Annotated in this window: 19 protein-coding genes and 2 tRNA genes; 7 read left to right on the top strand and 14 right to left on the bottom strand. The window is 40.0% G+C overall.

Annotated features, from left to right (window positions below; genetic code table 11):
* Window positions 1-278 precede the first annotated feature (278 nt).
* Entirely contained in the window at window positions 279-3,260 is a 2,982-nt protein-coding gene (gene secDF / locus D1013_RS16490; RefSeq protein WP_121849875.1) for a protein translocase subunit SecDF, read from the top strand.
* A 66-nt stretch (window positions 3,261-3,326) separates the two neighbouring features.
* On the opposite strand, the gene D1013_RS16485 is transcribed toward secDF, so the two are convergent.
* The 7 genes from D1013_RS16485 to folE form a co-directional block, all read right to left on the bottom strand.
* Window positions 3,327-4,565, bottom strand: coding sequence for an ATP-binding cassette domain-containing protein (locus D1013_RS16485; RefSeq protein ID WP_121849874.1), 1,239 nt, complete (start codon window positions 4,563-4,565; stop codon window positions 3,327-3,329).
* A complete protein-coding gene (locus D1013_RS16480; RefSeq protein ID WP_121849873.1) occupies window positions 4,562-5,083 on the bottom strand; it encodes a GNAT family N-acetyltransferase in 522 nt (173 codons plus the stop codon). The genes D1013_RS16485 and D1013_RS16480 overlap by 4 nt, the downstream gene beginning before the upstream one ends.
* Window positions 5,084-5,575: a DUF192 domain-containing protein gene (locus tag D1013_RS16475; RefSeq protein WP_121849872.1), complete on the bottom strand. Its 492-nt coding sequence runs from the start codon at window positions 5,573-5,575 to the stop codon at window positions 5,084-5,086.
* Between the two features lie 10 nt (window positions 5,576-5,585).
* The gene (gene lgt / locus D1013_RS16470; protein ID WP_121849871.1) at window positions 5,586-6,548 is read right to left on the bottom strand and encodes a prolipoprotein diacylglyceryl transferase; all 963 of its coding nucleotides are present in this window, start codon (window positions 6,546-6,548) and stop codon (window positions 5,586-5,588) included.
* Window positions 6,549-6,655: 107 nt separating this feature from the next.
* Entirely contained in the window at window positions 6,656-6,877 is a 222-nt protein-coding gene (yidD, locus tag D1013_RS16465) for a membrane protein insertion efficiency factor YidD (protein ID WP_121849870.1), read from the bottom strand.
* Between the two features lie 59 nt (window positions 6,878-6,936).
* Window positions 6,937-8,421, bottom strand: coding sequence for a cysteine--tRNA ligase (cysS, locus tag D1013_RS16460; RefSeq protein WP_121849869.1), 1,485 nt, complete (start codon window positions 8,419-8,421; stop codon window positions 6,937-6,939).
* Window positions 8,422-8,437: 16 nt separating this feature from the next.
* Window positions 8,438-9,118, bottom strand: coding sequence for a GTP cyclohydrolase I FolE (folE, locus tag D1013_RS16455; RefSeq protein ID WP_121849868.1), 681 nt, complete (start codon window positions 9,116-9,118; stop codon window positions 8,438-8,440).
* Between the two features lie 259 nt (window positions 9,119-9,377).
* Here folE and D1013_RS16450 point away from each other — a divergent pair, with 259 nt between their 5' ends.
* A complete protein-coding gene (locus tag D1013_RS16450; RefSeq protein WP_225621418.1) occupies window positions 9,378-11,129 on the top strand; it encodes a T9SS type B sorting domain-containing protein in 1,752 nt (583 codons plus the stop codon).
* Between the two features lie 143 nt (window positions 11,130-11,272).
* Window positions 11,273-12,694, top strand: coding sequence for a T9SS type B sorting domain-containing protein (locus D1013_RS16445; protein ID WP_121849866.1), 1,422 nt, complete (start codon window positions 11,273-11,275; stop codon window positions 12,692-12,694).
* 63 nt (window positions 12,695-12,757) lie between these two features.
* On the opposite strand, the gene D1013_RS16440 is transcribed toward D1013_RS16445, so the two are convergent.
* Window positions 12,758-14,272: an OmpP1/FadL family transporter gene (locus D1013_RS16440; RefSeq protein ID WP_121849865.1), complete on the bottom strand. Its 1,515-nt coding sequence runs from the start codon at window positions 14,270-14,272 to the stop codon at window positions 12,758-12,760.
* A 39-nt stretch (window positions 14,273-14,311) separates the two neighbouring features.
* A complete protein-coding gene (locus tag D1013_RS16435) occupies window positions 14,312-15,514 on the bottom strand; it encodes a hypothetical protein (RefSeq protein ID WP_121849864.1) in 1,203 nt (400 codons plus the stop codon).
* A gap of 135 nt (window positions 15,515-15,649) precedes the next feature.
* Between D1013_RS16435 and proS the strand changes: the two genes are divergently transcribed.
* The 4 genes from proS (at window position 15,650) to rpsT (ending at window position 17,716) form a co-directional block, all read left to right on the top strand.
* Entirely contained in the window at window positions 15,650-17,125 is a 1,476-nt protein-coding gene (gene proS, locus D1013_RS16430; protein WP_121849863.1) for a proline--tRNA ligase, read from the top strand.
* Between the two features lie 70 nt (window positions 17,126-17,195).
* Window positions 17,196-17,267, top strand: a tRNA-Glu gene (locus tag D1013_RS16425).
* A gap of 65 nt (window positions 17,268-17,332) precedes the next feature.
* Window positions 17,333-17,404: transfer RNA gene (locus tag D1013_RS16420), tRNA-Glu, on the top strand.
* A 60-nt stretch (window positions 17,405-17,464) separates the two neighbouring features.
* Window positions 17,465-17,716 carry a 30S ribosomal protein S20 gene (gene rpsT, locus D1013_RS16415; protein ID WP_121849862.1) on the top strand — a complete coding sequence of 84 codons (252 nt, stop codon included), beginning with the start codon at window positions 17,465-17,467 and terminating at the stop codon, window positions 17,714-17,716.
* 69 nt (window positions 17,717-17,785) lie between these two features.
* Here the strand turns inward: rpsT and D1013_RS16410 are convergent, their stop codons facing one another.
* From D1013_RS16410 to D1013_RS16385, 5 genes are all read right to left on the bottom strand, one after another.
* The gene (locus D1013_RS16410; protein ID WP_121849861.1) at window positions 17,786-18,985 is read right to left on the bottom strand and encodes a glutamate-5-semialdehyde dehydrogenase; all 1,200 of its coding nucleotides are present in this window, start codon (window positions 18,983-18,985) and stop codon (window positions 17,786-17,788) included.
* A 27-nt stretch (window positions 18,986-19,012) separates the two neighbouring features.
* Entirely contained in the window at window positions 19,013-19,783 is a 771-nt protein-coding gene (proB, locus tag D1013_RS16405) for a glutamate 5-kinase (protein ID WP_121849860.1), read from the bottom strand.
* Window positions 19,784-19,788: 5 nt separating this feature from the next.
* Window positions 19,789-20,589: a pyrroline-5-carboxylate reductase gene (gene proC / locus D1013_RS16400; RefSeq protein ID WP_121849859.1), complete on the bottom strand. Its 801-nt coding sequence runs from the start codon at window positions 20,587-20,589 to the stop codon at window positions 19,789-19,791.
* Between the two features lie 269 nt (window positions 20,590-20,858).
* Window positions 20,859-21,542, bottom strand: a complete 684-nt coding sequence (locus D1013_RS16395; RefSeq protein WP_121849858.1) for a hypothetical protein — start codon at window positions 21,540-21,542, stop codon at window positions 20,859-20,861.
* A gap of 813 nt (window positions 21,543-22,355) precedes the next feature.
* The gene (locus D1013_RS16385) at window positions 22,356-23,105 is read right to left on the bottom strand and encodes a hypothetical protein (protein ID WP_121849856.1); all 750 of its coding nucleotides are present in this window, start codon (window positions 23,103-23,105) and stop codon (window positions 22,356-22,358) included.
* Between the last annotated feature and the right edge of the window lie 148 nt (window positions 23,106-23,253).

Below are 23,253 nucleotides of genomic sequence, written 5' to 3'. Positions count from 1 at the left end.
ACTATTAAATAAAAATCCGTCCAGAACACTGGACGGATTTTTTTGTTTTGTATCAATTGAATTTGATCAATTTAGTGGCTTAAAAACTTCCATATAAACAGGTTGTAAATTATTGATTTGGTAATAAAACGAGTTTATAATCGTTGTTTTCTGCTTTAAAGCCTAACTTTGACGAGTTTTATCTCATAGAATAACTATCAAATATATTGCCAATTCCTAATGGAAAATCATATATTTGCACGCTATTAGAAAAAGCACCCATTAAATTCTTGTAATCGATGCAAAATAAAGGACTTATAAAGCTTTTCGCCCTATTGTTTGGGCTGGTGAGTATCTATCAATTATCCTACACATTTATCACCAATAAGGCCGAAGATGATGCTGAAGCCTTTGCTGTAAGCCGTATTTCGGAGTCTGAAGAAGGTTATATTGCCAAAAGAGAGGCTTTAGAAGCTCAGTACCTAGATTCTATTGGAGACAATACAATTTTAGGCTATACTAATTATAATGAGGCCAAGAAAAAAGAATTGAACAAGGGTCTTGACCTTAAAGGAGGTATTAACGTAACCCTTCAAATTTCGGTTAAAGACATTCTTAAAGGTCTCGCCAATGACAGTAAAAATCCTATTTTCAATAAAGCGTTGGCCGATGCAGATGCGGCATCAAAAAATAGCGATAATACCTATGTAGAATTATTTTTCGAAGCATGGGACGATATAAGTGGTGAAACCAAATTGGCCTCACCTGATATATTCGCTAATAAAGGTTTGAGCGATGAGATCAATTTTCAAATGGGTGATGAAGAGGTAAAACCTATCATCAGAAGAAAGATTGATGAGTCGATTGTATCAGCCTTTGAGGTGCTTCGTGAGCGTATCGATGGTTTTGGGGTTACCCAGCCAAACATTCAGAGAGAAGGTAATTCTGGTCGTATTTTGGTCGAATTGCCAGGTGCGCGTGATATTGCTAGGGCACAAGACTTATTGTCCAGTACCGCTCAACTCGAATTTTGGGAAACTTATCAACCTAATAATTCAGAACTTCAAGGTTTCTTTTTTCAGGCCAATGAGCAATTAAAGTCATTGATTGATACCGATGAGGTAGAACAACCTGTTAAGGAGGAGTCGGAGTTAGATTCCCTTTTATCGGATGTGTCGCAAGATTCGTTGGATCTTGCCAATCAAAGAAACCCTCTTTTTGAAAAGTTTCAGTTGGGTGCTCCTAGTTATGCAGTAGGTGTTGCGGCGGTTAAAGATACGGCTGAGATAGGCTCTTACTTACGCATGAAGGAAATTAGAAGGTTGTTGCCTGCTAACATGCAATTTGTAAAGTTCTTGTGGGAAAGACCGTCTGAGGATGCTGAGGTAGTTCAACTTTTTGCCTTAAAATCGAACCGTGACGGTGTGCCAAGAATTAGTGGCGATGTTGTGAGCGATGCAAGGGACGATTTTGACCTTGGTGGAAAGCCTGCCGTTTCAATGACCATGAATACAAAGGGAGCCAAAGAGTGGGAAACCCTGACCGGTGATGCTTATAATAACAGAACAGGTATAGCTATTGTTCTTGATAACAAAGTGTACACCGCCCCAGGTGTTTCTAGCGGACCTATTTCAGGTGGGCGCTCTGAAATTACCGGTGATTTCACGGTAAACGAAACTAAGGATATTGCGAACGTTTTGAGGGCTGGTAAGCTTCCTGCTTCCGCTGAAATTATTCAAGCTACCATCGTTGGTCCTTCATTAGGTCAAGAAGCTATCGATAGCGGTTTTATGTCGTTTCTCATTGCCATGGTGTTCGTTTTAGTTTGGATGATCATCTATTACGGTCGTGCCGGTGTATTTGCTGATATTGCTTTATTGTTGAACATTCTTTTGATTTTTGGTGTTCTTACAAGTTTGGGCGCGGTTCTTACCTTGCCTGGTATCGCGGGTATCGTTCTTACCATTGGTATGTCGGTAGATGCGAACGTACTTATCTTTGAACGTATCAAAGAAGAGATAGCAAAGGGCAAAGGAAAGGCGCAAGCGGTCTCAGATGGTTTCAGTAATGCACTTTCATCTATTTTAGATGCGAACATAACCACGGGTCTAACGGCTATAATCCTTTTCATATTTGGATCAGGCCCAATTAAAGGTTTTGCAACCACCTTACTTATAGGTATTGTGACATCTTTATTTACGGCCATATTCATTACCCGTTTGTTGGTTGATTGGTATTTACAAGGTAAAACCAGAAGATTGGATTTTGCCACGGGTGCTACCAAGAACCTATTTAAGAATATCAATATTGATTTCTTATCAAAACGTAAAATTGCCTATATACTTTCGGCAGTTTTGGTAGGTGTTGGCGTATTTAGCTTATTGACTAACGGGCTTCAGGAAGGGGTCGATTTTGTTGGAGGTCGATCTTACCAGGTTCGTTTTGAAGAGCCTGTTAACTCATCTGAAATCGCATCTGAACTTAATGGCGTTTTTGGTAGCGGAACCAATGTAAAGACCTTTGGTGAAGAAAATCAGATTAAGATTACTACGCCTTATAAAGTAGATGTTGAAGGCTTGGAAGTGGATAATGAAATACAGGATAAGCTGTATACTGCGCTTCAAAAGTACCTTCCATCGGAGACTAGTAAAGAAGATTTTATTGCAGGTAGTGGTGATGACTCTATAGGAATATTACAATCTGTTAAAGTAGGTCCGACGATTGCTGATGATATCAAGAAGAACGCCTTCTTGGCTATATTAGGTTCATTGGCAGTAGTGTTCTTATACATACTTTTACGTTTCCGTAAATGGCAATTCTCCTTGGGGGCGGTTGTTGCTGTATTCCATGATGTGATGATAGTTTTAGGTATCTTCTCTTTGTTCGGTACTGTTATGCCTTTCAATATGGAAATTGATCAAGCTTTTATAGCGGCTATTCTAACGGTGATTGGTTATTCTTTGAACGATACTGTGGTCGTGTTCGACCGTATTAGGGAGATTATCGGCGAGAAAGGATGGCGCGGTGGTGACAATATCAATCTAGCTCTTAATAGTACTTTGAGCCGTACGTTGAACACCTCTATGACCACTTTGGTAGTATTGTTGGCAATTTTCATATTCGGCGGTGAGTCGTTAAGAGGTTTCATGTTTGCTATGATTGTTGGTATTATTGTAGGTACCTACTCTTCGTTGTTTATTGCTACACCTGTGATGTACGATACGTTAAGTAAGACTTTGCGTTCTGGAAACAAGAAAGCAGAAAGCACTGAGAAAGAATAAGAATCAAATCGATATAATTAAAAAAGGGCGCCTTTAGCGCCCTTTTTTAGTTTCCAATTTTAATAATCAGTTTTTGATAACATAACCTTTTGATCCCTGGTCATCAACTTCTAGTTGATAAATCAAATCAGGGTTAAGGCCAGGTTCTTTTCTATGCGAAACGAAAATAGTGGTGGTGTTGCTTGCTTTTGCAAATTTGTTCACTAAAGCAGCAAAGAGGGCGGCGCTTTGGTCATCTAAGCCGGCAGTTGGTTCATCGAGTATTAGTAGGGGGGGGTGTTTTACCATTGCTCTGGCGCACATAATGAGCCTTCTTTGTCCCATGGTCAAATCATGAAATAGATGGTCTTTTATACTCCACATATCAATTAACTGCAACCATTGTTTCGCAAGTCTTTTTTGAATTTCGGAAGGTTTTGTATAGAGCCCGATGGAATCTGTCAGGCCAGAAATTATCATATGTTCTACGGAGTGATAACCTGTAAATTTATCGGTAATGGATGGTGTGAAATAGCCTATGCGCTTCTTTATTTCCCAAACACTTTCACCACTTCCTTTTTTATTATCGAAAATATAAAGCTCTTGACCATAACCTTTAGGGTTTTCACCTGTAATCATCGATAAAATTGTGGTCTTTCCGCTACCGTTTCGTCCTCTTAGTTCCCAAAACTCTCCTTTTTTTATGCTCCAGTGAATGTTTTGAAGAATTGCTTTGTCCAAATACTTCACTGACACCCCTTTAAGTTCTATGAGTATGTCTTTGTCATAGTCATAGTGAAAAGGTGGTTCAGGTATGCTTTTATCAAATGATTTAGGTAGCTCAATAGGGGTCAGTTGTTCCGAGTTATCATAAAAATATAGTTCTTTTCCGGTTAGTTTGGCAAAACGGTCAGTAAATGGCAGCACATCTTCTTTTCTGCTGATGAGTTGAACAATAATTACATCCATTCTGACTTGGTTGAGTCGCACTTTAAGATCGGCTTGACTTTCTACATCAAGATTATCGAAGGGATTGTCGAGAATCAAAAAGTCTGGATTGAGCGATAATAAGTAATTGAGCAAAGCCTTTTTTTGTTCGCCACTTGACATCGATTTTACCGACTGATTTTTCCCGACATTAATGACTTTTGTATCGTGCCGATCTTCCTCATCTATGAACCGCTCCAATACCTTTTTAGAAAATAGTGCGCCGTTCAAGTCTTTAAGTTCTTTTAAGTCATTATTAGCGCCTTTTTGTAGGGAGTGAATAAAGTCGCCCTTCAATGAATTATTGTCAGTAAATATGGCCCAATGTGATTTTGTCATAAATTGATTCGATATATGTGAACCGGATTGTTTTTGTATACGGTCGTTTTAGAGATGGTCATTTGCATATTATATGCCACTTTTTGAGAGGGTAGGTTGTTCACTTGAATTATTGAAATCAAAGATGGAGCGAGTTGTTGTTGCCCAGCGTAGGCTTTGCATTTTAATGCGGCCTCTGTAGCAAAGCCTTGACGCCAAAACCGGGGTAGTATAGAATAAGCTACTTCAAGTTCACGTTCGCCGTCAACCTCTTGGATCAACAAGCCGCTCAAACCGATCAGGAGATTGTTTTCTTTTAGAATCAAGGCATTCATACCTCCTAATTCCTTTTCATACCTTTCAAAGATTCGGTCAAATTGCTGTTTGCAGGCCTCAAGTGGGTCGGAAGGAATTCCGTTCCAGAATTCAGAGCTTCTTTCGTCTTGGTGAAAAGGAAGCCATTCATCAAAATCGCTCTCTTTTACTTTTCTAAATAAAAGCCTTGATGTTTCTTGCCCTTCGAGAAGTAAGTTGTTCAACTATGGTGTTTTTGTATACTGAATACGATTGCCGATTTCAATTCCGTTTTCGGAAACCAATCCTGCATTCACTTCCAAAACGTATTGTACAGGTAGGCGAGAGGGTATGCTGCTCTGGTCAAAAGGTTTGGCGTTTTCTGTAATACTGCCAATGGTCATATCTTCTTTTACGAATAACAGGTCAAGGGCAAATTCAGTATTTTTCATATAAAATGAATGCGGTGCGACATTCGGAAAAACAAATAGCATAGCTTGATTGGCTTCCATACCTGACCGATACATCAAGCCGGTCTGGGTTTCGTATTCGTTGTCTGCAATTTCAATGTTCAGTTCCAATAAAACGGAATCTGATTCTGACTTGATTATTTGAAGTTCACCTTCTTTTTTAAAAGATACTTCTTCTATTTTTACCTCTCTATTCGCCTTATCCTTACAAGAGAAAAAGATGAGGGTTGACAAGAGTAAAATGGTGAAAGCACTTTTAATGTTCATGGCGCTTGGTTTAAGCTTTTGAAATATTCGGTTTGAACATGAAATAAAGACCGATTAATATAAAAGGTATGCTGAGCCATTGACCTGTAGAAAGCAAGCCCAGAGATTCTTCAAAACCACCTTGACTCTTCTTGACAAATTCAACAAAGAATCTGATGGTCCATAACAACACTAAGAACACGCCAAAGAGATAGCCCGTGCTATTTCTTTTGTCTGTTTTCCAGTATAAAAAGTACAGCAAGGCGAATACGAAAATATAGGCGATTCCCTCATATAATTGAGCAGGATGTCTGTAAGGTATTTGAGCCAAATATTCTGAAAACTGAGGGTTGTTTTCAATAGCATCGTAAGCAGCACTTACTGTCTTTTCTTTTGTGATGCTCATCGCCTGCGAAGGATGCATGTCATCGGAATCACGAATAAATTTAGTGGCAAAAACAAAAGATTCATCTGTGACCTTTCCGTTGATTTCAGAGTTGAAAAAATTTCCTAGACGAACACAGAATGCACCTAGCGCAAACGGCACTACCATTCGGTCTAACAACCACAGCGGTTTCATGTCAGGATATTTTCTGGCATAAAGGTACGTGCCAATAAGTACGCCTATAATAGCTCCGTGACTGGCAAGTCCGGTAAAGCCTGTAAATTCATAACCATTTATAAAACCAAAAAGAGAGCCGTTGGCACTTTCTCTAATGGGAAGCAGAATTTCAAGCAAATGATTTTTGTAGTAAGGCCAATCGTAAAAAAAGACATGACCAAGTCGAGCACCCAACATGGTGGCCAAAACGGTATGAATGAAAAGGGAGTCTAGTTGCTCTACCGTTTTGTTCTCCCTTAAAAAAATACGCTTCATAATGAACCAACCAGCTGCAAAAGCAACTATCCAGAGAAGGTTGTAATATTTGATCTGTAAGGGGCCTAGGGTAAAGAGGGTTTCGTTCGGATTCCAGATAATACCTAAAAAGTGCATGTATTTGGGTTTAGGATGGCTAAGATAAGCATTTCGGTTTTGGCCTTCGGTAAAGTTTTGTGGTTTCTATTGATGGAGATTGTTTCGAAAGAAAGCAAGACTTTTGTTCAAGGTACGGGGTCGTAGCCTTTGCCTCCCCAAGGGTTGCAACTGGCAATTCTCTTAACGGAGAGCCATCCGCCTTTAAAAAGCCCATGTTTCTTTAAAGCCTCTAATGTGTATTGCGAGCAAGTGGGGGAGTACCTACAAGTTGCCGGCGTATAAGGAGATATTGCCAATTGATAAAAACGGACCAAAAACACAAACGGAGCTATCAATACTTTCTTCATTGCGGTTATGCTTTGGTTGAGCAGTGACTAAAATGTCTTCGTCTTGTCTTTCAGTTTTTTTATTGAATGCTAAAAGTCGTTCCTTCTTTACCGTCCTTCAGTTGAATGCCTAATTCGGCAAGCTGGTCACGAATTCTATCTGAGGTGGCAAAATCTTTATTGACCCTCGCATCTTTTCTTAATTCAATCAAAAGTTCAACAACTCCGGAAAGTTTTTCGGTATCCTTACTGTTACCTGTATTTTGTTGTAAGCCTAAAATATCAAAGATAAAGGCATGTAAAGTTTCTTCTAATTGGGTTTTGTCAACTTCTGAAATTTGCTCCTTGCCTTCTTTGATAAGGTTGATGTGCTTGACAGCTTCAAAAATATGGGCTATTAAAATCGGAGTGTTGAAATCGTCGTTCATCGCCTCATAGCAAGAAGCTTTCCAGTTAGTAACATCAAAATCGCTATTGCTGCCTGCAGGGGTTAAGCTCTGTAACGTTGCAAAAGCCTCCATGAGCCTGTTGAAACCTTTCTCAGAGGCTAATAAAGCGTCGTCGCTTAAGTCTAGAATGCTGGTGTAATGCGCTTGCATCATAAAAAAGCGAACGACGGATGGAGCAAATGCCTTGCTTAAAATTTTATTCTCACCCGTAAATATTTCTCCGGGAAGGATGTTGTTTCCAGTAGATTTGGCCATCTTCTTTCCGTTCATCGTCAGCATGTTGGCATGCATCCAGTAATTAACGGGTGATTGTCCGTAACTGGCTTCGGCCTGCGCAATTTCACATTCGTGATGAGGGAATTTTAGGTCCATTCCACCACCGTGTATATCGAATGTTTCGCCCAAATATTTGGTGCTCATTGCCGTGCATTCAAGATGCCAGCCTGGGAAACCATCGCCCCAAGGCGATGGCCATCTCATAATGTGCTGGGGTTCCGCTTTTTTCCAAAGAGCAAAATCTTGAGGATTTTTCTTTTCGTCTTGGGCCGTTAACTCACGGGTATTCGCAATCATATCCTCGAGTTTTCTACCGCTTAATTTACCGTAGTCATTCGTTTCGTTGAATGCGGCTACATCAAAATAAACAGATCCATTCGCTTCATAGGCATACCCTTTTGACAGAATATCTTTGATGATCTCAATTTGTTCGATAATATGGCCTGTTGCGGTAGGCTCTATACTGGGAGGTAGAAAATTGAATTTTTCTAAAATATTGTGAAAGTCTAATGTGTAACGCTGCACGACTTCCATAGGTTCCAATTTCTCAAGACGTGCCTTTTTTGCAATCTTATCCTCGCCGTCTTCGGCATCGTCTACCAAGTGTCCGGCATCGGTAATATTTCTGACATACCTGACCTTGTAACCTAAGTGCTTTAAGTACCGGAAAATCATATCAAAAGACATGAACGTGCGACAGTTGCCCAAATGAACATTACTGTAAACGGTTGGTCCGCAAACGTACATTCCGATATGCCCTTCGTTGATAGGCTTGAAAATTTCTTTGGTACCGGTAAGGGAGTTGTATATTTTAAGCTCTTGGTTTTCGTAAAGTGGCATGTGCGGCTAGATACTGTTAAAAGTTGGTGTCTAGGTTGATGTAGTCTAAAAATTCTCTTCGTACCGACTCGTCTTTAAACTTGCCTCCATACTCCGCGGTTACGGTACTGCTATCGATGTCTCTAATACCCCTTGAATTAACACAAAGGTGTTTGGCGTCAATAACGCATGCGACATCTTCTGTTTCCAATACCTTCTGTAATTCCCTAACAATCTGAATGTTCAATCTTTCTTGAACTTGAGGGCGTTTGGCAAAATAATCGACAATACGGTTCATTTTTGAAAGCCCAACCACATTACCACTTGAAATATAGGCTATATGGGCCTTGCCCACAATCGGTAGCAAATGGTGCTCGCAAGTAGAGTACAAGGTGATGTTCTTTTCAACAAGCATCTCGCCATATTTGTACTTATTGCTGAAGGTGGAAGATTTTGGTTTTCTATCGGGATGCAGGCCTCCAAAAATCTCTTTTACATACATTTTTGCCACTCTATTTGGGGTGCCTTTTAAACTGTCATCATCTAAATCTAGGCCTAGGGTCAACATCACCTCTCTAATATTTGCTTGAATGCGTTCAATTTTCTCTTCATCGCTCAGAACGAAGGCATCTTTTCGCATAGGGGTGTCCTCGGCGGCAGAAACGTGGTCGTTTCCCATCTCTTCAAATTGCTTTTCCAAAGTACTGTCAATTTTCATCTGCTAATTTGTTTCTGTGTTCAAGCTCGGTAAGCTTCTATTTTTTCCTTTAGTCGCAAATTATAGAAACCCTATCACCACCTGACCAAAACGAACTGCAAAGATATACATTATATAGCACTTTACGTCTCTAAAGCCGATGTACACAACATAAATTGGTGTTAACCTACAATCGATGGTATTTTTATCGATACATAGTTGAATCTACTTTATGAATCGCTTTCAACTAGGCTTACTTTTTCTTCTAATTGGCTTTCAAATGGCCAAGGCACAGGTTTCACCTGATTGTGCCAATGCAATACCTATATGTAATGATACCCCGGTCAACGGTGGTACCAATGGCCTGGGAAACGACGATTTTAATGCTGCGGAAACGAGTGGCTGTTTAGAAAGAGCACTTGAAGGTACGATTGAATCAAACTCTGCATGGTATCGCTTCAGAACAGGTGCTTCGGGGCAATTAGGTTTCAATATTGGTATCGATACCGGTGAAGATTGGGATTTTGCCCTGTATCGAACCAATGATTGTGGGGCTTTAGGAGAGCCCATTCGATGCAATTTTTTCGATAATCAAGATGGCAATGCCTTTATCGGTGTTGGTGAGGATCCTACGGGCGATGACTTGAATGTGCAATATGAAACTTGGCTGGAGGTAGAGCCGGGAGAAGATTATTATTTATTCATCAACAATTTCAGCAATAATAATTCGGGTTTTTCTATTCAGTTTTCGGGACAGATATTTGTCACGAACCCATATGATGCGTTGGATTGTTCCATCATAGATAATCTGTTGGGGCCACCAATTGCAAGTTGTCAAGGAACTATTGTGAACCTTGATGCCACCACATCGAATGCGACGGCCTACAATTGGTTTGTCGATAATGGTAGTGGTTATAATGCTTTGGTAGGGGAAAACGGCACCAATCTAGCGGTGAGCGTATCGGGTATGTATCGTGTAGAGGTAGTAAGGCCTACAGGAAACCTTTATAGTGATGTACAGGTCGCTTTCTCGCCCACGCCGACCACCAATCCTGTAGCGGACGATGCTTTTTGCGAAGGGACTGATTTTTATGATTTATCTGTAAAGGATATGGAAGCTTTGGGCGTTCAAGATCCAAACGATTTCTTGGTAAATTATCACGAAACGCCAGCCGACGCAGCTAATGGAATCAATGCTCTGCCAAAACAGCTTGAGGTTACTCAAGGTATCCAGACCATTTTTGTTCGCGTCAGTTCTTTGGACAATCCAAGATGTTTTGATGCCTCGCAGAGCTTTCAAATAATCAATCTAGAAACACCGGAAATAGATTTTGAAACTGAAGCTTACATCTGCGAAAACGCCAACGGCATCACTATAGGTGAAAATAATCCAGACCCAAATTATGCCTATCGGTGGAGTACTGGGGAAACAACTCCTGCTATAGTGGTGAATGAAGCAGGGGATTTCACCTTAAATATTTACAATAATCAAGCTGGTTTTAGCTGTGAAAATTCAGCAACTATAAGAGTATATGTTTCGAGACCTCCTGTAATAAACGATGTATTGGTTCATGATTTGAGAAATAATAATACAGTAACTGTCTTAACCGAAGACAATCGCAGTTTACAATTTCAAATTGATGATAGCCCCTTTCAAGAAGCTAATACATTTTATGAAGTCTTACCTGGCAGGCATACAATCAATGTGAATGACCCAAACGGTTGTGGTATGGTTAGCGAAGATATTATTGTGGTTGGTTTCCCAAGATTCTTTACACCTAATTCGGATGGTTCAAATGATTATTGGCATATTGAGGGAATCGAAACTTTAGAATCTCCTGTGGTTCATATTTTTGATAGGTTTGGAAAGCTACTTACACAGTTGAACGAAAACAGTGCAGGTTGGGATGGACTCTTAAATGGAAAGCCCATGCCTGAAACAGACTACTGGTTCAAGCTCACCTATACCAATTTAGAGGGCAACGTAGTTGAGGCCAAATACATCAATAGTCATTTTTCTTTGAAACGCTAGTATGTAGTTCCGGTCTTTAGTAATCCCTTTGAGAGTTTGTAACTGGGTCTTTTGTCGATTAACGGTCTAATTATTAGGTCGAAACATACTAAATCAAGCTGAGCGAAGTTATACCTACAGGTTCAATCTTAGCTTCCAACTGTATGCGATTTCTTCTAGCCCTTAGCTTAGTATTGCTTTTTGGTCTTCAATCCCAAGCGCAAAATTCCCCTGATTGTCGTTCGGCCATTCCTGTATGTGCCGACGCACCGATAATGGGGAGGGCTGACGGCGGTGGTGATATTGACGATTTTGATCCGGAAGTGATTACCGAAACAGGTTGTCTCGAAAAAGGGAGCGTCAGTAACGCCAACATAGAAAACAACACTTCTTGGTATGTATTTCGGGCCGGTACAGGAGGGCAGGTGGGTTTTGATATTGAGGCGCTTCCCTTACCAGGAGAAACCACTATAACTGCTGAATGGGATTTTGCGGTTTATGGTCCCGATGTTGCCTGTGGGGAAATTAGCAGTGGCCAGGCGCAGCCTATTCGCTGTAATTACGAGGTCAATGGAACTCGGTATACCGGTATTGGGGTTAACCCCGAAGATGGCCAGGCAGGTGTACCTTCCACAACTCAAAACCTGAATACTTATGACGAGTGGCTTGATGTATTGCCGGGTGAGGTCTATTATATCTTGATTAACAACTTTAGCAATAACACCAATAATGACCCTGAAGAATTTATATTGACTTTTACTGGAAATTCGGTAGAAGCGGACCAGAACACGGCTCTAGATTGTACTCTTCGTGATGAGTTTTTAGGATTGGATATAAACGCTTGCGAAGGCGACCCCGATATTGAATTGGTGGCATTAAATTCGCCTGCTGGCCCCGATATAGCCAATGTCGCTTGGTCGGTCGATTTTGATGATGATGGTACAATTGATCAACCAATGGGTTCCGGTCCCACGGCGACTCACCTTACCGTTTCTAGCCCAAATTCAGGTCGTTACTTCGTTGATATTACGACCAGTGAAGGTGCACATTATTTAGATGATATTCTGATAACTTTTTATGGTACGCCTGTTTTGGATAGGGTAGAGCTTCTCAATTCTAATTTAACTTTAGACCCCGATAGAAACAATATTGAAATTTTTGTTGATGGCGATGGAGATTATGAATATGCCGTTAATGGAGGGGAATTTCAAGATGATTCCGTTTTTAATGATGTGCCTCCCGGTATCAATACATTGGTCATCAATGATAAAAATGGATGTGGAACTACAGAACCAATCGAGTTTTTGGTGGTGGGTTATCCTAAATTTTTCACTCCTAATAATGATGGTGCTAACGATACTTGGAATATCAAGGGAATCGAAACATTGAACAATCCCGTGGTATTTGTTTTTGATCGATACGGAAAGTTATTGGCTCAGTTGAATTCAAATACAGAATGGGACGGAACATACAATGGCAAGCCGTTACCATCCTCTGATTATTGGTTCAGGTTTGAATATGAGGAAGATGAAGAAGGGGTCGTGGTAGCAAAAAGTACGAGAGCTAATTTCACATTAAAAAGATAGATATAAAAAAGCCCCGTAAAGCGGGGCTTTTTGGTCTTATGGTTCTGTTCGCGTAATTCTAGCCTAAAAATTTAAGGTGTATCCTAGTGTTACATTCGTATTGATTCTATTCAAAACTGCGGGAGTATTAATACCGGTCGAAAAGAAATATTGCAATACATCTTGTTCACTGCGATTCACGGCAAGGTCAAGACGGCTTCCTCCAAAATTTAATCCAATTCCTCCGGAAATACCTTGTAGGTCACCTACTATGTTGCCATCTGCATACGGACTCTGTTGGTATCTGTAACCGGCTCGCAGGCTAACCCTTTGAATGCGATATTCGCCACCGACCCTTAATGAAGAAACGCCGCCAAGTGCTTGCGACATATACTCGTTTTCGCTGGCAAAGGCTGAATCGCTCGTAGGCCTAAGCTCCGCATTCGACATATCTTGATATGAGTAATCAAAACTAAGCAAACCGTTTTGCCCAAATACTAAGGCTAAACTTCCCGTTAATTTTGAAGGGGTCTTGATTTGATAATCAAAAATGCTAATATCCCTCATACCAAAGAAGTAGAAATTAGGGTCTTGGTTAGGGTAGTTAGAGCTAATGCCTTGAGTAAACGAATCGCTCAGCCTGTACCATGTAGGAGATTGATAGCTTCCTCCGATTCGAACAAATTGGTTTAATTTGCCAATAGCCCCTAGGCTAAAAGAAAATCCGGAGCCCTCGGTTCTTAAACGATTGTCAAATCTTACGGTTCTCAGTTCATCATCTACATTAAAGAAGTCTTCACTATATCTGCTATACTTATCAAAAAGTACGGTGTGGAAATTCATGGCAGCTCCGAGATAAAGAAAGTCTTCGAACTGTGTTCCTGCATTTACTATCACTTTGCTATTGTAACCTCCTGTTGTCTCCCGATAGTCTTGGTTAACCTCCGTATAGTTCTCATTCGCAAAATATTCGGTGTTTTCAACTTCGTCTACGGTGGGCTCTATAATGCCGGTCTGAAAACCTAAAAAAGCTTGCTGGCCACCAAATCCTAATCCATTGGTCGCTCCAATATCCAGATAGGCATCGCTAACCGTTTCACCGTCCCTAATTCTTAGGTTCTGTAGTTGAATGCCATCGGCATAATTTAAAAAGTAGTTATCTATTCCTTCTGTTCCGAGGCCACCTGAAATACTGAAATCGTCAAAATTTTGAACGATATCATAATTGATAGCTAAAGAGACTTTTTTCCAAGAAGAATCGGGGTCTGTAGATTTCCAGACAAATGCCCCTCCTAATTGGTTCATATCTAACGTATTGTTGTCAGATTGCAAAAAGGAACCTCTATATTCTGATTCGGTATTGGTATCGTAGTACGTTCCAGAAATAGTAAATAGGCTGTTGTTGAATACAGCGCTGCCCGCCGGGTTAATGTTGATTGATGACATATCGCCACCTAAAGCACCAAAGGCTCCGCCCATTGCTTGAAATCGGGCTGTACCTTGAAGGTTTTCTTGACTGTATCTAAGAACGTCATCTATGGTCTGTGCGTTTGAAATAAAGCATGACAATAGCCCTATGAAAGTTAAAATTCTTTTCATTCCTTAATTTTTGAAAAAATAGGTTTAATGATTGAAGGATTAGTTTCTTCTGCTGCTACCGGGTGAACTTGATCTCGAAGCTCCGCCGCCCGAAGAACGAACTGCTCCTCCTGAGCTTCTGCCAGAACTGTAACTGCTTCCTGAGCTTCTTCCCGAAGAATATGTGCTAGACCTTGGCGTAGTGCTTCGGTAGCTTTGGTTGCTTCTTGAAGAACTTCTATAGGTGTTGCCATTGTTGGAACTTCTGCTTGAGGTGCTTGTTCTTGGTGAAGCACTTCTATAGGTTTGAGAGTTACGTGTTGAACTTCTATAGGTTTGTCCGTTTCTAGAAGAGCTGTTGTAAGATGGTGCCGTTCTAGTGCTGCGACTCGTTCTGTATGATCTGTTTTGGTCAACACCGACTACTCTTCTTGAGGAATATGTGTTGCCATCACTTCGATAAGTTCTAGAATTTCTATTGGTTGTGGCGGTTCTGCTTACGCCACTTCTTGTTGCTGAACTATAGCCAGATGAAACCCTGTTACGGTTGTTTGCTCCAGCTGTGTTGTAAGCTACCCTAGAAGCACCTCCAGAAATAGCATTGGTGTTATAGCCCCTTCTAGAGCTGTTATAAACATAATCTCTTCTTCCGTAACCGTAGTTGTTATATCCATTGTAATAACCGTAAGGAGGGCACCAAGTGGCGTAACCGCCCCATCCCCAACCAAAACCGCCGTATGGGTAGTAGCCGGCATAGCCGAAACCACCCCAGCCCCATGGGCTGTATCGATAACCCCAAAATGGACGGTAGCCGTAGCCCCAACCATTGTAGAAGCCTCCACCCCAGCCCCAGTTGTTCCATAACCAAGGAGAGCCCCATCCCCAGCCGGCCCAACCGTAGTTGTAGTCGTGAAAATTGACATATACATCGGTAGTGTTATCGCCCCATGCCGCATAACCCGAATAATCGTTGGCATTATCGTAATAATCGGTCAATTGACTTTCCTGAATGCTATCGTTCTCTACCGTACTTGAGTAAGAATCAACATCGGTAAATATCTCACCATCTAGAAGCTCTGCCTGCTGGCCAAAGTAATTGGAATAAGTGCTGCTTCTTTCGGTGTTGTTTTTTTGTGGCGCACGAGTAGGCCTTTCAACACTAACCTCGTTGCCATTGGCATAAATACCATCATTGTCATAGTAAGATGCCGATTGATAAGAGCCGCAAGATACAGCTAGTGAACCAATTATGCTCAAGAGCATAAAAGTTCTATATTTTAGGATGGGTAGAGAAGATATCATGGTCGCAATTTTTTATTGTTGAACATAGTAAAAATAACTAGTTTTACCCAATTATTTTACTAACATAGTCACAAGATTTGTGCCAAACTTTCAAGGATGGGTAATAAATTGACCAAGCGGAACGAGGACTATTCCAAGTGGTATAACGAATTGGTAGTGAACGCTGATTTAGCTGAAAATTCAGGGGTTCGTGGTTGTATGGTAATCAAACCTTACGGCTTTGCCATTTGGGAGAAAATGCAAGCGGGATTGGATAAGATGTTCAAGGATACGGGACACGAAAATGCATATTTTCCACTTTTCATACCCAAGTCATATTTAAGTAAAGAAGCCGATCACGTTGAAGGGTTTGCCAAAGAGTGTGCTGTGGTCACCCATTATAGGCTGAAGAATGCCGAAGACGGTTCGGGTATAGTTGTTGATCCAGATGCGCGCTTGGAGGAGGAACTGATTGTGAGACCCACTTCTGAAACCATCATTTGGGACACTTACCGAAGGTGGATTCAGTCTTACCGAGACTTGCCATTATTGATCAATCAATGGGCCAATGTAGTACGTTGGGAAATGCGAACCAGGTTGTTCTTAAGAACTGCCGAGTTTCTCTGGCAAGAAGGCCATACGGCGCATGCTACCGAAAAAGAGGCTATTGAGGAGGCGGAACAAATGATGAACGTTTATGCCGAATTTGCCGAAGGTCATATGGCCATGCCCGTAATCAAGGGGTTGAAGACGGAAAGTGAGCGTTTTGCCGGTGCTCTAGAAACTTATTGTATTGAGGCTATGATGCAAGATGGTAAGGCATTGCAAGCAGGTACCTCACATTTTCTTGGTCAGAATTTTGCAAAGGCATTTGATGTTAAATTCGCAAGCAAGGAAGGAAAGCAAGAGCACGTTTGGGCGACTTCATGGGGAGTTTCAACTCGGTTGATGGGCGCTTTGATCATGACCCACAGTGATGATAATGGTTTGGTTTTACCTCCAAAATTGGCCCCTATTCAAGTAGTGATCGTTCCTATTTATAAAGGGATGGAGCAGTTGGAGGCCATTGCTGAAAAAATAGGTCCTTTGTTAAAAGAGTTGAGAGGGAAAGGTATTTCGGTTAAGTTTGATGATAGAGATACCCATAAGCCCGGTTTCAAATTCAATGAATATGAACTGAAAGGTGTGCCTGTGCGTTTGGCGGTAGGTCAGCGTGATTTGGCGAACGGTACTTTTGAGGTTGCCCGTAGAGATACCTTGACGAAAGAGACTGTTTCAGAAAATGAAATAGTTCAGAAAATTAAGTTTCTTCTCGATGATATTCAGAAGAACCTTTATCAAAAGGCTCATGACTTTACTTATGACAATATTACCGAGGTAAATTCGTATGATGAGTTTAAGAAGGTGTTAGAGGAGAAAGGCGGATTTGTTTCAGCTCATTGGGATGGCACGATAGAGACAGAAAATAAGATAAAAGAAGAGACAAAAGCAACTATTAGGTGTATACCCATAGCCGCTAAAAATGAGGAAGGTACATGTCTGGTTTCAGGTAAACCATCTTCTAAAAGAGTACTCTTTGCAAAAGCTTATTAAAAAAATATCATCAGTTGTTGCGATAGTAAAAAATAATTGTATTTTTGCATCCGCAATTGCATAAAGCAATGGCCCGTTCGTCTAGGGGTTAGGACGCCAGGTTTTCATCCTGGTAACAGGGGTTCGATTCCCCTACGGGCTACGAAGTGTTTATAGAATGTTGATTTTTATTCTGAAAAGGCTTATTTCTTTCAGGATTAATCATTTGGCCCGTTCGTCTAGGGGTTAGGACGCCAGGTTTTCATCCTGGTAACAGGGGTTCGATTCCCCTACGGGCTACAAAACCTTGCAGAGGATTGGTGAAGTTGAAAATTGAAAACTTATAACTAGTAAAGTAAGATGGCAAATCACAAGTCAGCGTTAAAGAGAATTAGAAGAAATGAAGCGGTGCGTCTTCGTAACCGTTATCAGCACAAAACTGCCCGTAATGCTATTAAGAAGTTACGTGGTGAAGAGAACAAGAAGGATGCTGAGGCACTTTTGCCAAGTGTAGTTAGTATGATCGATAGATTGGCTAAGCGCAACATCATCCACAGTAATAAAGCGGCTAACTTAAAAAGTAAATTGGCCAAGCATGTTGCTGCATTGTAATTAAACTTATTATTGTAAAAAAAGCCCCGATAGATATCTATCGGGGCTTTTTTATGAAATTAACCTTTGTTAGTTTCTAATTTGACCATCACCGAATACATAGTATTTGTTGGTAACCAACTGCTCTAGACCTAGCGGCCCTCTATGGTGCAACTTATCGGTGCTAATCGCCAATTCGGCACCTACACCCATAGCGCCACCATCAGTAAACCTGGTAGAAGCATTGTGATAGACTGCTGCTGAGTCTACTTGTTCCATAAATTTAATCGCCTTATCAGGGTCGTTGGTCATAACGGTAGAAGAATGGCCGCCGGAAAATTTGTTGATTTTCTCGATAGCTTCATCTAAGCCTTGTACCGTACCGATACAGCATTTCATGGCCAAAAATTCTTCATGCCAGATAGATTCGTCTTTGATAACCGACTCATCTGATAAAATACTTCCTGTCTGTTCATCAACCAAAATCGATACGCCTTTTTCAGTAAGTATGCTATCAAGTTCTTTAAGTTTCTCCTCGTAATCTGGAACGGCGGAATCAATCAGAATCTTATCCAATGCATTACAGGCCGATATTTTATGCGTTTTTGCATTAAGAATTACTTTGATGCTCTTTTCCCAATCGGCATCTTTCGCGACATACAGAAAATTGTTGCCACGACCGCTGACCAAAACAGCGCATTTGGCATGTTCTTTTACAAATGCGATTAATTTCTCACCACCTCTAGGAACAATTAGGTCCAGTTTTTCCGGCGGATTTTTCAGGAATTCTTGCGTTTCGGTCCTGTTCATATGTAGCAATTGAATCCAAGAGGTATCCAAGCCATTTTCTTGCAGCGCTTTATGCCAACATGCTTCCAGAGCCTTATTACTGTGGTAAGCTTCTTTTCCGCCCTTTAAAAGAATTTTATTGTTGGCCTTGAATGCCAATACAGCAGCTTCAATCGTAACATCAGGTCTTGACTCATATATAATCATGATGGTGCCAAACGGTGCCGTTTTGTTTTTAATGGTCAATCCGTTTTCGAGGTTCCTTTCAGACTTGGTCTTTCCTACGGGGTCCTCTTGCTCCATAATTTCTCGAACGGAATTAATCATTCCGTCGATTTTTTTGTCGTTAACGACCAATCGGTCATACATAGCCCTATCTTTTTTATCGAAGAGCTCGCAATCTTTCGAGTTTGCTTTTAAGATTTTCTCTCTATCTCCGTCAATAATCGAAATCATAGAGTTTAAAACCTTGTTCTTTATATCTGTATTTAAAAGTTTCATATTCTATATTTAAATTTCAAAAGCCTCTTAGGCCATCACTTGAGTACCTACTTCTTTACCGTTTACGATATCAAGAATTACATTTTCTCTCTTACCGTTGGCGATGTAGGTCGGTATATTTTTAGCGGCGGTTTGCTTGGCTACACTTAATTTTGAGCCCATGCCACCGCGACCTTCAGCTTCTCCTTTTTTTACTGTTTTCACGTATTTTTCTACATTTTCGTCAACGCCGACCTTGGCAATCACCTCGGTACCCTCATCGTCTGGGTGTCCGGTGTATAAACCGTCGATATCGGTTAGTATAATGAACTTGTCGGCTTGAATAAGTTCAGCGACCAAACTAGCTAGCTCATCATTGTCTGAAAACATAGATTTGGTTACGGAAACGGCGTCGTCTTCATTTGCAATTGGTACTACGCCTTCAGAGAGAAGACCTTCGTAACAATTGATCATGTTTTCACGGTGTACCCCAGGATTAAAGTCACGCTTGGTGGCCAAAACCTGTGCACATTTCATACCGTAGTCACGAAAAATATTGTAATACAAACGCATCATTCTAGGCTGGCCAATTGAAGAATAAACTTGCCTACGCATTGTTTTATCCTTGATATGGCTTTCTCCTAATACCTCCATCCCGGCGATGACCGAACCTGAAGAAACGAGAACACACATAATATCGTTCTCATAGAGTTCTGCTATTTGCTTGACCAATTTTTTTAGAATAGGCCTTACTATTCTATTGTCTTTATTGGTCATTACGTTTGTACCTACTTTGATTACTACTCTTTGTTTGTACATGTTTCTTATTTTCCTAATTCTACTGCTCTGTCAAAGGCGGCGTAAGCAGCTTCTTTAATTAGTTCATTTACATTATTGTCTTCCATTGAATCTAAAGCGGCCCGTGTTGTACCTCCTTTAGATGCCACCTTGTTCATCCAAGAAGTGGGTGAAAGATCAGACTGATTGAAAAGCTCTACCGCACCATCAAAGGTTTGGCTTACCAAAACCTTGGAGTCATTGGCCGAGAAACCCATTTTTAAAGCGGCCTCCATCATACTCTGCATAAAATAAAATACATATGCCGGCCCGCTGCCCGATATTCCAGTACTTGCATCAATATAATTCTCAGAACTTACCTGGATTGACTTTCCTGTGGTATCGAGTAAATCTTCTACGGTTAGAAGTTCAATTCTACTGACTTGTTTTGAAGGAATGAAGGAGGTGACGCCTTTACCGACTTGAGCCGGTAGGTTAGGCATTGCTCTAACCACCTTTTCAATTCCTAATGATTCTTGCATTGTCTGTATTGTGACCCCTGCCATGATTGAGATAACTATTTGCCCTTTATTGATTAAAGGTCTCATTTTAGCAAAAAGGTCGTCGCTGTGATATGGTTTTACAGCAACAAAAATTAAATCTGCCTGTGGTAAACAGTCTTCGAGGTTTTCAAAGACATCGAAATGAGAAATCTTTTTTAAGGAGAGGATTTTCTCTGGAGAGTTGTCAAGAATCATAACGTTTCTTTTCTTGAGCTGTTTTGATTTTGACATGGCTTCAGCATAGGTCAATCCCATGTTTCCTGCTCCAATAACAAGTACTTTCATTTGTTTTTTTTAAGTTCGAATTTTTTTGTTCGCCATTTAAATTGCAATAACCATGCGGAATGACAAAAGGTCCTATAGAGTTTACCTCTTTAAAGGGGTTTGGTATAGATTTTTCTTATGGAAATGCTCTTAGGTCAATGATAAAGGTAATAATTGGGGGGGGTGAGCTAATCTCATCAAGTCATGGTTCTGATGCCAGGACAGAAAGCAATGCAATAAAGGCATGAAATACTGTCAGTGTTGCAATATAGTATTCACAGCTTTTTTCTTTATCGAATCAATCGTTTCTTCAATCGAGCAAACCCAACTATAATAAGGGAGTACATGATAATAATAAGACAATAGTGAAAAATTCTTATTGTTGGCGCTTCTTGGCTTCCGGTTATCGAAAAGATAAATCTGGCAGTTTTAATCGGTAGGTAGCCAATATAGAAGATCAGCATACCCAAACTGATCCAATAAAGGAGTTTATTCTTGTTAGGGTGTCTTTCTTCAAGTTTGTACCAAGAAATTAAATAAGAAGATGTACAAAATATCAAAACTAATCCTCCCACAATGTAAGTGCCAGTTTGGGAAGAAATCAAGAAGCTTTGAAAGAATGGGTTTAATACGGCCACGATTGAAAATAGATAAACAGCCCATAAAATGAACCTTTTGGCTTTTTGTGATTCAAGGTAGTGCCGGTAAATGAGGAAGAAGTATAAGAAAAAAATAATATTGTAAATGTTATAGATGACCAAGTTGTACCAAGCAATAGCCTCGTTTGAGAAAAAACCGAATTGCGGAAAGTAGGCAGTCAGGTAACCCAAAATTTCATTGAGAAGGGTGTAGCAAAATATAATGGGCAAATACCTTAGCCTGGTGTCGAAATACCTTCTATATCTTAGAATAGAGGCTAATAAGGTCAGCCCATAAAGGGTCAGGAATAAATATTCCAAGAGCAGTCTCAGCATAGGGTTGGTTGTATTAAACCGAGGCCGACCATCTCAAAGACGGGGGAAACATTTCAATTATTTGATATTTAAAAATAAGAATAAATGTTAAAGTAGGGAAGTTGTTATTTGACCATTCGCTTTTTCATTCTTAAAAAACCAACAATAAAAAGGAGGTACATCACTGAAATTAAGCTATAGTGTACAATTCTTACGTGATATGCTTCATTGGTCTGATAAACTGAATGTATAAACCTAGATACTTTGATGGGTAAATATCCTGTATAAAATATCAGTAAACCCAGACTTATCCAGATCAACAAATTGTCCTTCCAAAAGAAAATTTCTTCTTTATAACATTGATTGAAATAAGTTATTATGCATAATAATAACACAATTCCTCCTACGACATAAGTCCCTATTTGAGCGGTTATAATAAAATTTTGGAAAAATGGGTTGATGAAGGACACCAATATGAATAATATTGAGGCGTAAATAATGATAATTTTATTCTTCTTATTTTCAACGTAGTACCAATAGATGTAAAAGAAATATATAAAAAAGACAATATTATAAATGTTATAGATTATCATGTTGTAGTACGAAATTGAATCACTGCTAAAAAATCCGTACTTCGGGTTGTGAAAGGTAAAATAGCCTAAAATTTCATTTAGCAAAGTATAGAAGAACACAATTGGAAGATACTTCAGTCTTGTTTCGAAATATCTGGGATATCTATATAGCGAAGCCAAAAATGTTAACAAGTACATTACTATAAATAACTTCTCTAATACTTCTACCAACATGGTACATGTTTCTGGAACCTAAATACCCTTAATATGGTGGTGGTGCAGAATTTCCTTCGTTCTTGGTGGTGCTTTTAGGGGCATAGATGGGTGCGGAAGAGAAACTAGGTGCTAAAGAGGCTTCCGATTTAGAATCGGTATCTTGATTTTTGTTGCCTTCAGGTTGAAAATCATTTTTTAAAAGTACAATTCTTCTTTTACCCTCTCCTGCATCGTCTGTATAGAAAATATAATCCTTATCATTTCTCTTAACAGTAGGAGACATCATTATGGAGTTTTGGCGACGATGCACAACTTCCTTTCCATCAGGAAATTTATCTTGGTCAGGGTAATTGGCAAAATAAAATCTTAAAGTAGAGAGTTCTTCCCCAGCTAATTTGGCCTCGTTTTCTATATACGCCATATATTTTTTTAAATCCTCATAATCATAGTATACATACCGGGCAACATCAAATCTAGCGCCATTGGGGTCTTTGTCATTGGCATTGTTACTTTTTTGATTATCGGTTTTTGGTACTTTCTGCTCCTTGTCTGAGTTTCTTTTATCAATCTCGTCTTCGTAATCTTGAATTAGAGATACTCGTCTTTTTTCATAATTAAGATATAATTTCCTGGCTTGTTCCGGTAAAATTATTCCATTGTTGTAATTATCATCGGCTACAGTACATGGACAATCTGGACAATCGGCCTCAGTCTTGTTTTCCGTAACACAACTAAGTAATGTAAAGGCAATTAAACTGTACGAGATAAGGGAAAGTGATAATTTTGAATTTTTCATGTCATAAGTGGTTAGAGTTCAACTTGTTTAACACGCAAAATTCGGGGGTTGTAATTTTTGCCCTATAAAGATATTTGAAAATACCGATATGCAATGGCTTTTTGAAGAATTTCGTTGAGCTGTAGCCAATGAGTTCAAAATAGAATTC

This window comes from Euzebyella marina (assembly GCF_003687485.1).
Lineage (GTDB): Bacteria > Bacteroidota > Bacteroidia > Flavobacteriales > Flavobacteriaceae > Euzebyella > Euzebyella marina.
The sequence above is the reverse complement of the archived record's forward strand: the minus strand, read 5'-3'. Positions and strand labels throughout refer to the sequence as shown.

Excerpts from the sequence above, each read along its gene's own strand:
- secDF (WP_121849875.1), top strand. The coding sequence starts at position 279 with ATGCAAAATAAAGGACTTATAAAGCTTTTCGCCCTATTGTTTGGGCTG.
- D1013_RS16485 (WP_121849874.1), bottom strand. The coding sequence starts at position 4,565 with ATGACAAAATCACATTGGGCCATATTTACTGACAATAATTCATTGAAG.
- D1013_RS16475 (WP_121849872.1), bottom strand. The coding sequence starts at position 5,575 with ATGAACATTAAAAGTGCTTTCACCATTTTACTCTTGTCAACCCTCATC.
- lgt (WP_121849871.1), bottom strand. The coding sequence starts at position 6,548 with ATGCACTTTTTAGGTATTATCTGGAATCCGAACGAAACCCTCTTTACC.
- yidD (WP_121849870.1), bottom strand. The coding sequence starts at position 6,877 with ATGAAGAAAGTATTGATAGCTCCGTTTGTGTTTTTGGTCCGTTTTTAT.
- cysS (WP_121849869.1), bottom strand. The coding sequence starts at position 8,421 with ATGCCACTTTACGAAAACCAAGAGCTTAAAATATACAACTCCCTTACC.
- folE (WP_121849868.1), bottom strand. The coding sequence starts at position 9,118 with ATGAAAATTGACAGTACTTTGGAAAAGCAATTTGAAGAGATGGGAAAC.
- D1013_RS16450 (WP_225621418.1), top strand. The coding sequence starts at position 9,378 with ATGGCCAAGGCACAGGTTTCACCTGATTGTGCCAATGCAATACCTATA.
- D1013_RS16445 (WP_121849866.1), top strand. The coding sequence starts at position 11,273 with ATGCGATTTCTTCTAGCCCTTAGCTTAGTATTGCTTTTTGGTCTTCAA.
- D1013_RS16440 (WP_121849865.1), bottom strand. The coding sequence starts at position 14,272 with ATGAAAAGAATTTTAACTTTCATAGGGCTATTGTCATGCTTTATTTCA.
- D1013_RS16435 (WP_121849864.1), bottom strand. The coding sequence starts at position 15,514 with ATGCTCTTGAGCATAATTGGTTCACTAGCTGTATCTTGCGGCTCTTAT.
- proS (WP_121849863.1), top strand. The coding sequence starts at position 15,650 with ATGGGTAATAAATTGACCAAGCGGAACGAGGACTATTCCAAGTGGTAT.
- rpsT (WP_121849862.1), top strand. The coding sequence starts at position 17,465 with ATGGCAAATCACAAGTCAGCGTTAAAGAGAATTAGAAGAAATGAAGCG.
- D1013_RS16410 (WP_121849861.1), bottom strand. The coding sequence starts at position 18,985 with ATGAAACTTTTAAATACAGATATAAAGAACAAGGTTTTAAACTCTATG.
- proB (WP_121849860.1), bottom strand. The coding sequence starts at position 19,783 with ATGTACAAACAAAGAGTAGTAATCAAAGTAGGTACAAACGTAATGACC.
- proC (WP_121849859.1), bottom strand. The coding sequence starts at position 20,589 with ATGAAAGTACTTGTTATTGGAGCAGGAAACATGGGATTGACCTATGCT.
- D1013_RS16395 (WP_121849858.1), bottom strand. The coding sequence starts at position 21,542 with ATGCTGAGACTGCTCTTGGAATATTTATTCCTGACCCTTTATGGGCTG.
- D1013_RS16385 (WP_121849856.1), bottom strand. The coding sequence starts at position 23,105 with ATGAAAAATTCAAAATTATCACTTTCCCTTATCTCGTACAGTTTAATT.